The organism is Methylobacterium sp. WL19 (genome assembly GCF_008040005.1).
In the GTDB taxonomy this organism is placed as follows: Bacteria; Pseudomonadota; Alphaproteobacteria; order Rhizobiales; family Beijerinckiaceae; genus Methylobacterium; species Methylobacterium bullatum.
Genome location: NZ_VRVC01000157.1, coordinates 1 through 9,929, shown reverse-complemented (window position 1 = coordinate 9,929; position 9,929 = coordinate 1). Strand labels below are relative to the sequence as shown.

At 67.8% G+C, this 9,929-nt stretch carries 10 protein-coding genes and 1 pseudogene; 3 read left to right on the top strand and 8 right to left on the bottom strand.

All coding sequences use genetic code 11. The features are described 5' to 3' along the window. Both FV220_RS22140 and mobA read left to right on the top strand, forming a co-directional pair. On the top strand, positions 1-826 hold an 826-nt coding region (locus tag FV220_RS22140), incomplete at its 5' end, for an Mrp/NBP35 family ATP-binding protein (RefSeq protein WP_147833240.1). Between the two features lie 6 nt (positions 827-832). Continuing rightward, positions 833-1,447 (top strand): molybdenum cofactor guanylyltransferase MobA, encoded by a 615-nt coding sequence (gene mobA / locus FV220_RS22135; RefSeq protein ID WP_147833239.1) that lies wholly within the window; start codon positions 833-835, stop codon positions 1,445-1,447. A 3-nt stretch (positions 1,448-1,450) separates the two neighbouring features. On the opposite strand, the gene FV220_RS22130 is transcribed toward mobA, so the two are convergent. From FV220_RS22130 to FV220_RS22100, 7 genes are all read right to left on the bottom strand, one after another. After that, positions 1,451-2,539, bottom strand: coding sequence for a GSU2403 family nucleotidyltransferase fold protein (locus FV220_RS22130; RefSeq protein WP_147833238.1), 1,089 nt, complete (start codon positions 2,537-2,539; stop codon positions 1,451-1,453). 125 nt (positions 2,540-2,664) lie between these two features. Next, on the bottom strand, positions 2,665-3,123 hold the full coding sequence (locus FV220_RS22125) for a peptidylprolyl isomerase (RefSeq protein WP_018043013.1): 459 nt from the start codon (positions 3,121-3,123) through the stop codon (positions 2,665-2,667). A gap of 4 nt (positions 3,124-3,127) precedes the next feature. Then, the gene (locus tag FV220_RS22120) at positions 3,128-3,628 is read right to left on the bottom strand and encodes a hypothetical protein (RefSeq protein ID WP_147833237.1); all 501 of its coding nucleotides are present in this window, start codon (positions 3,626-3,628) and stop codon (positions 3,128-3,130) included. Next, positions 3,625-4,191, bottom strand: coding sequence for a peptidylprolyl isomerase (locus FV220_RS22115; RefSeq protein ID WP_018043011.1), 567 nt, complete (start codon positions 4,189-4,191; stop codon positions 3,625-3,627). Before FV220_RS22115 ends, FV220_RS22120 begins: the two co-directional genes overlap by 4 nt. A 44-nt stretch (positions 4,192-4,235) precedes the next feature. Beyond that, complete coding sequence (gene coaD / locus FV220_RS22110) at positions 4,236-4,736, bottom strand: pantetheine-phosphate adenylyltransferase (RefSeq protein ID WP_056144642.1); 501 nt, start codon at positions 4,734-4,736, stop codon at positions 4,236-4,238. A gap of 444 nt (positions 4,737-5,180) precedes the next feature. Further along, on the bottom strand, positions 5,181-7,937 hold the full coding sequence (gyrA, locus tag FV220_RS22105) for a DNA gyrase subunit A (protein ID WP_018043009.1): 2,757 nt from the start codon (positions 7,935-7,937) through the stop codon (positions 5,181-5,183). A gap of 358 nt (positions 7,938-8,295) precedes the next feature. Beyond that, positions 8,296-8,670, bottom strand: coding sequence for a YciI family protein (locus FV220_RS22100; protein WP_147833241.1), 375 nt, complete (start codon positions 8,668-8,670; stop codon positions 8,296-8,298). Positions 8,671-8,796: 126 nt separating this feature from the next. Here FV220_RS22100 and FV220_RS22095 point away from each other — a divergent pair, with 126 nt between their 5' ends. Then, a complete protein-coding gene (locus FV220_RS22095; protein ID WP_147833236.1) occupies positions 8,797-9,489 on the top strand; it encodes an HAD family hydrolase in 693 nt (230 codons plus the stop codon). A gap of 315 nt (positions 9,490-9,804) precedes the next feature. On the opposite strand, the pseudogene FV220_RS26245 reads toward FV220_RS22095, so the two are convergent. After that, positions 9,805-9,929: pseudogene (locus tag FV220_RS26245) on the bottom strand (single-stranded DNA-binding protein); the annotation flags it as partial.

Here is a 9,929-nt window from a genome sequence, read left to right as displayed (position 1 = left end):
GCCCGCCCCTCCCCGCACCGGCCCTGCTTTGCCGGGCGTGCGCCACATCGTGGCCGTCGCCTCCGGCAAGGGCGGCGTCGGCAAGTCCACCACCGCCTGCAACCTCGCCCTCGCCCTCTCGGCGCAGGGGCTGAAGGTCGGGCTGCTCGATGCCGACATCTACGGCCCCTCGGTGCCCAAGCTGTTCGGCCTCTCCGGCAAGCCGAAGGTGATCGAGGAGCGCCTGCTCGCGCCGATGGACGGCTACGGCATCAAGGTGATGTCCATCGGCTTCCTGATCGAGCCCGAGACGGCGATGATCTGGCGCGGCCCGATGGTGCAATCGGCCATCACCCAGATGCTGCGCGAGGTCGCCTGGGGCGAGCTCGACATCCTCGTGGTCGACATGCCGCCCGGCACCGGCGACGCCCAGCTCACCATGGCCCAGGCGACGCCGCTTTCCGGGGCCGTCATCGTCTCGACGCCGCAGGACCTGGCGCTGATCGACGCGCGGCGCGGGGTGACGATGTTCCGCAAGGTCTCGGTGCCGATCCTCGGCGTCATCGAGAACATGGCGACCTTCATCTGCCCGAATTGCGGCCATGCCTCGCACATCTTCGGCCATGGCGGCGCGCGTGAGGAAGCGGCGCGGCTCGACGTGCCGTTCCTCGGCGAGATCCCCCTGAACATGACCATTCGCGAGACCTCCGATTCCGGTCGTCCCGTGGTGGCGGTGGACCCGGACGGGCCGCACGCGAAGGTCTATCGCGGCATCGCCGCCCAGCTCTGGGCCAACCTCACCGGCGGGCCGGCCCCCCGCGCCGCGCCGCGCATCGTCATCGAGTAGCCCGGCGTGGCGCCCGTGCTCGGGGTGGTTCTGGCCGGCGGCCTGTCCCGCCGGATGGGCGGCGGCGACAAGCCGCTGAGACTCCTGGCGGGGCGCACCCTCCTCGACCGGGTGGTGGAGCGGTTCACGCCGCAATGCGGTCTCGGCATCGTCCTCAACGCCAATGGCGACCCGGCCCGGTTCGCAGAATTCCCCGGTCCGGTCTTGCCGGACGGGGTGCCCGACAATCCGGGGCCGCTCGCCGGAATCCTCGCCGCCCTCGACTACGCCGCCGCGCGCCACTCCTCCGCAACGCATGTGGCCAGCGTCACGGGCGACGCGCCGTTCCTGCCCCTCGACCTGGTGGACCGTCTCCGGACTGGCCTGTCCGGCGCGCCCATCGCCATGGCCTCCTCGGCCGGGCGAGAGCACTTCACCGTGGCGCTCTGGTCCGTGTCCCTGCGCGACGATCTCCGCGCCTCCCTCGTCGAGCGCGGCGAGCGCCGCGTCGGCGCATTCCTCCGCCGCCACGGTGCCGTGGCGGTGGACTGGCCGGCGGACCCGGTCGACCCGTTCCTCAACGTCAACACGCCGGAGGATCTGGCGCTGGCGGAGGCGCTGCTTCGTCAGGCCGATCGGTGATCGCTACGCAGGAGATGCGGGAAACCCGACCTGCGTCGGCTCGTAGCCCAGCATTTCGCCATGCGTGCAGACGGCTTGCGTGATGGCGATGCGCCCGGTCTCGTCTAGGCGTGCGACGCCTGTTTCCAGGTGACGGCGCCAGGAGGGACCTCGGCTCCACGCCTCGACCCAGGAGGCTGCCAGGGCAACGGGCTGGTTCCTGGCCAGGGCCGCGATCAGGAAGCTCGCCTGAGTCAGGTCCTTCGCCTGTTTCTCTCGCTCGGTCCGCTCGTTCGCCACGATGAGTTTGTGGACGGCGTAGCGCTCTGGAGCAGGCACCGTGACCGAGATTCCGCCGGCATGGAGCAGCGTCGAGCGGACCGGGTCCCTGATGAGGAAATCGAGATAGCGAAGCGGCTGGGCGCTGACACCGCCGAGGGCCGGCATCGGGATGAGCGCCCCGGTCAGATCGTCCGAGCCGCGGTTCGAGACGAGAAACTCGACCCGAAACCCGTTGGCGTTCGCGAAAGCGCTCGTGCGGTCCGGCCGCGACAGGTTCGGCACCGGACGGAAGCTCGCATCCACGGCCTGAAGTTCCTCGTGAACGGGAGGCATGCTCTCTCCGATCGCGACCGAGATGCCGTAATCCTGTGCGAGATCGATGTCGCCGGTCCTGAGCGCTCTCATCGGGCGCTCTCCGACGAGGCCCGGATAGGTCTGGAACGCCACCGTGCCGACCAGAACTCCGCGCAGCCGAAAGAAGCCTGCCTGCGCCAGACGTTCGACGACCCGGCCCGTCAGGGCGTCCGCTGTCGGAAACCCGGCGCTCCGCAACATCCGAACCGCGTCGATACGGGTGCGGTAATCGACTCGTTGGCGGTCATGGGCCTCGACTCGCCGCGTGGTCTCGGAATCCGCCACCGTGCCGACATAGCGGTTGGACTTCGTGCCGGTGGCGGCATCGTAGCCCTGGTAGTACCAGTATTCGCGCGCCTTGATGGTGCGCTTGATGAACTTGCCGTTCTCCGGAAAGTCGCGGTCGAACTCCGCATCGGCGCAGCGCTGATTGAGATCGGCGAAGACCGTCTGCGCGGCGGCATCGATGGACGGCATGGCTCGTACCTGCGTTACAGGAAAATCGCCGTTTTCCTGTAACGCGCGGGGCTGAGCCCCACAAACGAGAAAGGGCGTCCGCGCGGGTCACGCGCGGACGCCCTTTTCATGGACAGGCTGTCGGATCAGGCGGTGCCGACCGTGGCCTTGACGATCTTGTCCGGCGAGCGGGGCGGCTCGCCCTTGTTGAGGCTGTCCACCACGTCCATGCCTTCGGTCACCTTGCCCCAGACGGTGTATTGCTTGTCGAGGAAGCGGGCGTCGCCGAAGCAGAGGAAGAACTGCGAATTGGCCGAATGCGGGAAGTTGGTGCGGGCCATCGAGCAGGTGCCGCGCACATGCGGCTCGTCGTTGAACTCGGCCTTCAGGTCCGGCAGGTCGGAACCGCCCGAGCCGGTGCCCGTCGGGTCGCCGGTCTGGGCCATGAACCCGTCGATGACGCGGTGGAACGGCACGCCGTCGTAGAATCCCTGTCCCGCCAGCGTCTTGAGGCGCTCGACATGGTTGGGGGCGAGATCGGGGCGCAGCCCGATGACGACGCGGCCCTTGGTGGTTTCGAGGATGAGGGTTTCGGTATCGGCCATGGGGTCAGACTCCTTGTCCCTGGGGACCTTGGTAGATGAACCGCAGGGCGATCGGGCGCCCCGCGATGGCGGCGCCGAGCGCCGGCGTGATCGCGACCGGCGTGCAGCGCCGGATCGCGTCGAGGGTCGAGCGGGTCAGGATGTCCCTGCCGCGCTGATCGGCATTCTGCATCGAGAAGGTGATGCGAGGCTCGCCGATGACGGACCCGTCGCGGCGGAGCGCGAAACGGGCGGTGATCTCGGTACGCGGGAAGCCGGCGAGGCCCTGCGGCACCTCCCAGCAGGCGGCGAGTCGGGGGTAGAGCTCTTGGAGCGTGTTGGCCGGACTCGCGGCGATACCGCCCTCCGGGGCCTGCACCGTGGAGCGCAGGGACGCGGGCGGCGTCAGCGGCAGTCCGGCTCCCGCCAGGGCGGCCGATGCAAAACCCGCCGCGAGCGGGATGGCGACCGCCGACGCGGCGACGGCGAGGCGCGTCGGGCGCCTCACTGTCGCGCCTCCGGTCATTTCGCGCCTTGGGCCATCTGCATCTTCACGATCTTGTCCGGGTTCTGGACCGCGCCGCCCGGAGCGCCCGCCGCCGCCTTCTTGATCTTGTCGACGACCTCCATCCCGGAGGAGACCAGTCCGATCACGGTATACTGGCCGTTCAGGAACGGCGCGTCGCCGAGGCAGATGAAGAACTGCGAGTTCGCCGAGTTCGGATCCGACGAGCGGGCCATGCCGAGCGTGCCGCGCCGGAACGGCGATTGGGAGAATTCGGCCGGGATGTTCGGCAGGGAGGAACCGCCGGTGCCGTTGCCCTTCGGGTCGCCGGTCTGGGCCATGAACCCGTCCATGACGCGATGGAACTTCAGCCCGTCATAGAAGCCCTTCTTGATGAGGGTCTTCAGCTGGGCCACGTGCTGCGGCGCGAGATCGGGGCGCAGCTCGATGGTGACGCGGCCGTCCTTGGTGTCGAGATAGACCGTGTTGTCGTCCGCCGCCCGTGCCACGGGCGCGAACCCGATCATGGCGGCAAGCGCCAGGGACAGGAAGGCGGTCCGCCGATGGAGGGTCCGATGAGTCATGAGGGGGCGGTCTCCGGTCCGTTGAAGGAGGTGGATGGAAGGGATCAGGCTTGCGCGAAGCGCGCGGCGAGCCGTTCCGCCACGAGGGGAGGAACGAAGGGCGAGACATCGCCGCCCATGGCCGCGATCTGGCGCACCAGGGTGGCGGTGATCGGCCGAACGCCGGTGGAGGCGGGCAGGAACACGGTCTGCACCTCCGGCGCCATGGCGCCGTTCATGCCGGCGAGCTGCATCTCGTAGTCGAGATCCGTGCCGTCGCGCAGGCCGCGGATGAAGATGCTCGCGCCCGAGCGCCGTGCGGCCGACACCGCCAGATCGCCGAACGTGACGATGTCGAGGCTGGCGCCTTCGGCCTCCGCCAGGGGCGCGCAGGTCGCTTGCAGCAGATCCGCCCGTTCCTCGGGCGAGAACATGGGGGCCTTGCCCGGATGCACGCCGATGGCGATCACCAGGTGCTGCACGAGCCGGCATGCCTGACGGATGACGTCGAGGTGTCCGTTCGTGACCGGATCGAAAGAGCCAGCGTAGAGCGCGGTGCGGATCATCACCGGTGGGCGTAGAGCATTTCGCCCCGAAACGGAACCGCCCGCGACCATCCCGGCGCGCTCGGGGGCTCCCGGCGATCGAGCGGCGCACGAAAAAAGGCGGATGCCCCGATGGAGCGCCCGCCCGAAGTTTCGGTCTTCGAAGTCTGGTCGACGACGTCCGGCTTATGGATTCGCCAAGCGAGGTGCCGGAACGGCAGAGCCTTTTCGCAACTCCACGCTGCGCCGAACGTCTCGTTCGGTCCGGCGCGGACGATGGAGCGATATCTCTCTGGGGCCGAACTTATCCGTGCACCGCGGCGCCGGATATGACTTGGCTGCAACACCGAAGATCAGTGACCGAAACGAGAATGCCGGCCAAGTCTTGCGACATGACCGGCATTCGGGTCGAAAGTTTTCAGACTGATTCCGAATGATTCCAGATCAGTTGGAATAAGGCCTCTTTCAGGGGGCGTCTCCCGTGGGATCGATTGCCGTCACCTCTCCGGCATCGTCCTCACCTTCGCCTTCACCCTCGATATGCTCGACCGAGACCACGCGCTCGGTCTTCTCGGTGTTGAACACCGTGACACCCTGCGAGGCGCGGCCGACGATGCGGATATCGTCCACCGGCACACGGATGAGTTGTCCGGCATTGGTCACCAGCATGATCTGGTCGGAGGGCTGGACCGGGAAAGACGCGACGAGGTTGCCGTTGCGCGGGTTGACCCGCATGGCGGTGATGCCTTTGCCGCCGCGACCCGAGATCCGATACTCGAAGGACGAGCTGCGCTTGCCGAAGCCGCGCTCGGAGAGGGTGAGCACGAATTGCTGGGCCGCGCCCATTTCGGCGTAGCGCTCCTGGGAGAGAAGCGGCGCATCGGTGGCGATGTCCTCGGAATCGGCATCGCCGCCCTCGGTGTCGCCGATCACGGCCCGCTGCATCTTCAGGAAGGCGCCACGCTCCTCGGGCGTCGCGTCGAAGCTGTTGAGGATCGTCATCGAGATGACGCGGTCGTCCTGCGCCAGGCTGATACCGCGCACGCCGGTGGAATCGCGCCCCTTGAAGACGCGGACATCCTCGACGGGGAAGCGGATGCACTGGCCGGCCTGCGTGGTGAGCAGGACGTTCTGATCGGCGCGGCAGATCTCCACGTGGACGATGTGGTCGCCTTCATCGAGCTTCATGGCGATCTTGCCGGCGCGGTTCACCTGCACGAAGTCGGAGAGCTTGTTGCGCCTCACGCCGCCGCTGGCGGTGGCGAACATGACGTCGAGCGTCTCCCAGGAGGCTTCGTCCTCGGGCAGCGGCATGATCGTGGTGATGCGCTCCGTGCCCGCATCCATGGCGAGGATGTTGACGAGCGCCTTGCCGCGCGCGTTGGGGGCCGCCATCGGCAGGCGCCAGACCTTCTCCTTGTAGACCTGGCCCTGGTTCGAGAAGAACAGGACCGGCGTATGGGTGCTGGCCACGAACAGGCGGGTGACGAAATCCTCGTCGCGGGTGGACATGCCGGAGCGGCCCTTGCCGCCCCGGCGCTGGGCCCGGTAGGTCGAGAGCGGCACGCGCTTGACGTAGCCGGCATGGGACACGGTGACGACCATGTCCTCTCGCTGGATCAGGTCCTCGTCCTCGACGTTGGAATCCCAGTCGAGGATCATGGTCTTGCGCGGCGTCGCGTAGGCCTCGCGGACTTCGCGCAGCTCGTCCTTGACGATGGTCATGATGCGCAGGCGCGAGCGCAGGATGTCGAGGTAGTCGGCGATCTCGTCGGCGAGCTTCTGGAGCTCGTCGCCGATCTCGTCGCGGCCCAGAGCCGTGAGGCGCTGCAGGCGCAGGTCGAGGATGGCGCGGGCCTGGATCTCCGACAGGCGGTAATTGCCGTTCTCGTCCACGCGGTGGCGCGGGTCGTCCACCAGGGCGATGAGCGGCGCGATGTCGAGGGCCGGCCAGAGGCGACCCATCAGCGCCTCGCGGGCGGTGTTCGGATCGGGCGAGGTGCGGATGAGGCGGATGACCTCGTCGATATTGGCCACCGCGATGGCGAGACCGCACAACACGTGGGCGCGCTCGCGGGCCTTGCCGAGGAGGAACTTGGTCCGCCGCGAGACGACTTCTTCGCGAAAATCCACGAAGGCCGTGAGCAGGTCCTTCAGGTTCATCAACTCGGGGCGGCCGCCGTTCAGCGCCACCATGTTGCAGCCGAAGGAGGATTGCAGCGGCGTGAAGCGGTAGAGCTGGTTCAGCACCACGTCGGCCATCGAATCGCGCTTGATCTCGATGACGATGCGCATGCCGTCGCGGTCGGATTCGTCGCGCAGGTCGGAGATGCCCTCGACCCGCTTCTCCTTCACCAACTCGGCGATCTTCTCCATGAGAGTCGCCTTGTTCACCTGATACGGGATCTCGGTGAAGATCAGCGCCTCGCGCTCCTTGCGCAGCTCCTCCACATGGGACTTCGCCCGCATGATGACCGAGCCGCGGCCCGTGGCGTAGGCCTGCCGCACGCCGGCGCGGCCGAGGATCGAGCCGCCGGTGGGGAAGTCCGGGCCGGGGACGTATTCGGTCAGCTGCTCGATGGTGAGGCCGGGATCGTCGATGAGGGCGATGCAGGCGTCGATGAGCTCGCCGAGATTGTGCGGCGGGATGTTGGTGGCCATGCCCACCGCGATGCCGCCCGCTCCGTTGACGAGGAGGTTCGGGAAGCGCGCCGGCAGAACCTTCGGCTCCTCGCGCGACTCGTCGTAGTTCGGCTGGAAGTCGACGGTGTTCTTGTCGATGTCGGCGAGCAGCGCGTTGGCGGGCTTGGCCAGACGCGACTCGGTGTAGCGCATGGCCGCCGGCGGATCGCCGTCCACGGAGCCGAAATTGCCCTGCCCGTCGATGAGCATGAGCCGCATCGAGAAGTCCTGGGCCATGCGGACCAAGGCGTCGTAGATCGATTGGTCGCCATGCGGATGGTAGAGACCGATCACGTCGCCGACGATGCGGGCCGACTTGACGTATTTCCGCTCGGGCAGGTGCCCGCTCTCATAGGCCGAGTAGAGGATGCGCCGGTGCACCGGCTTCAGGCCGTCCCGCGCGTCGGGCAGAGCCCGGCTCACGATCACGCTCATGGCGTAATCGAGATAGGAGCGGCGCATCTCGTCGGTGATGGAAACGGGCTTGATGTCCGAGGCGGGCGGCGTCGCGCCGGCGCCGGTATCGTCTTTCTCTGCCAAGGTCTTCGATCTCTGCCTGTGACGGTCCCGGCGGGCCGGGTCCGCGTGGAGCGACGGGCGCTAGGGAAAGTGGGGGGCGGGGCGTTCCGCGTGGCCTCGAAAAGGCCGGCCGCGTCACGTTCCGTCTCAAGCGTCCTTCATACGCCATCCAATCCCGCCGCGCCACCGCCGCACGTCGCGACGACAGCGACAAACCCCATGCGTCGCAAGCGTTTGCGACGCCGATTTCAGCCCCTGTGGAGCCGTCGCCCTCCATCCCCATCCCCGGACGGCCGGGGCGTCGGCGGAACCCTATCCGGGCGCTGGCTCGGAATGCCACAAGGCGACCCGAAAAGCCGGGATCGGCGCGTCGTGCCGCTCACCCCGCCATAGCCCCGGCGAAATCGGACATCTCGTAGAGCGGCCGGATCTCGATCTCGCTCGGGCCGGGCATCGGGTTGGGACAGCGCTTCACCCAGTCGAGCGCTTCCGCCATGTCCTTCACCTGCCAGAGCCAGAAGCCGGCGACCAGCTCCCCGGTCGAGGCGAAGGGACCGTCACTGACGGTGCGGGAGGCGCCGTCGAAGGCGACCCGCTTGCCCCTGGCGGACGGGTGCAGGCCCTCGCCGGCGAGGAGGATGCCCGCCTTGGCGAGTTCCATGTTGAACTCGCCCATGGCGGTGAGGAGATCGAGGGAGGGCATGATCCCCGCCTCGCTGTCCGTGGTCGCCTTGACCAGAACCATGACGCGCATCGATTCGCCCCCCTGCTTGATCGAGCCCATGGAAGCATGCCGATGCGGTCCATGTGAACCGGCAGAGCGCGAGGCCGGTTACCCGAGATCATCGATCCCGCCGCATCGATCAACAGGGTCACCGTCATGCTTGTTCGCCCGAAAGCCGTCGCTTTCGACATCATCGGCACGGTGTTCAGCATGGAGCCGATGCGGCCCGCCCTGGTGGCGATGGGCCTGCCGCCGCTCGCCCTGGACTTCCTCTACACCGCCGGCCTGCGGGACATGTTCGCCCTGGCGGCCACCGGCACCTTCGCGCCGTTCCAGTCCGTGCTGTCGGGGTGCCTGGACGAGGTGCTCGCCATGCATGGCCTGTCCGCCTCGCCGGAGGACAGGAATGCGGTACTCGGCATGATGAAGGCTCTTCCACCGCACGAGGACGCCAAGGCGGCATTCGAGGTTCTCGCCGATTCCGGCATCCGGGTCTTCGCCGTGAGCAACGGCGCGGCCGCGACCACGAGGGGATTGCTCGCCGCGGCAGGTATGGAGGGGCTCGTGGAGCGGGTTCTCTCCGTCGAGGACGTGAAGCTGTCCAAGCCGCGCGCCGAGGTCTATTGCCACGCCACGCGGGCCGCCGTCCTCGCTCCGGGCGACATGGCGATGATCGCAACCCACCCCTGGGACCTCCACGGCGCCAGGATGGCCGGCCTCATGACCGGCTACGTCGCTCGGGGTGTGCCGTACTCACCAGCACTTGAGCCGCCGGACCTGACCGGGGAGACCCTGCTGGAGGTCGCATCGGCGATGGCGCGGCTCGCGCCGTCGCAACCCGACGCCTGATGCCTGTTCGCTGTTGGGGAGCCCGTCTGTCCGCTCCGTGAGCGGCTGCTGGAGTCACCCATCTGCTCGACCCCCTGTTTATGAGGAGGCGATGTGAGGCGCGACGGCACCCCCTCTCCTGAAAGGAGAGGACTGAGGTGAGGTGTGGTCCATCTCCGAAAAGGTCACACACCTCACCCTGTCCCTCTCCTTCCAGGAGAGAGAACCCGCGCTGTCCGCGAGATATGTGACTATCGTAGCCGTGAGCGGACTTGGTGGAGGCCGATACACAATGCGTCCTGTCTGTCGGATGCCGACGACGGGAACGGCAGATCCCTAGAACGGGATATCGTCGTCGAGGTCGTAATTGGGCTTCGACGAAGCCGCCGCCGGCCGACGCTCGCCGCCCGAGGAACGGCCGCCGCCGTATTCGCCGCCGCGATCGCCGCCCCGGTCTCCGC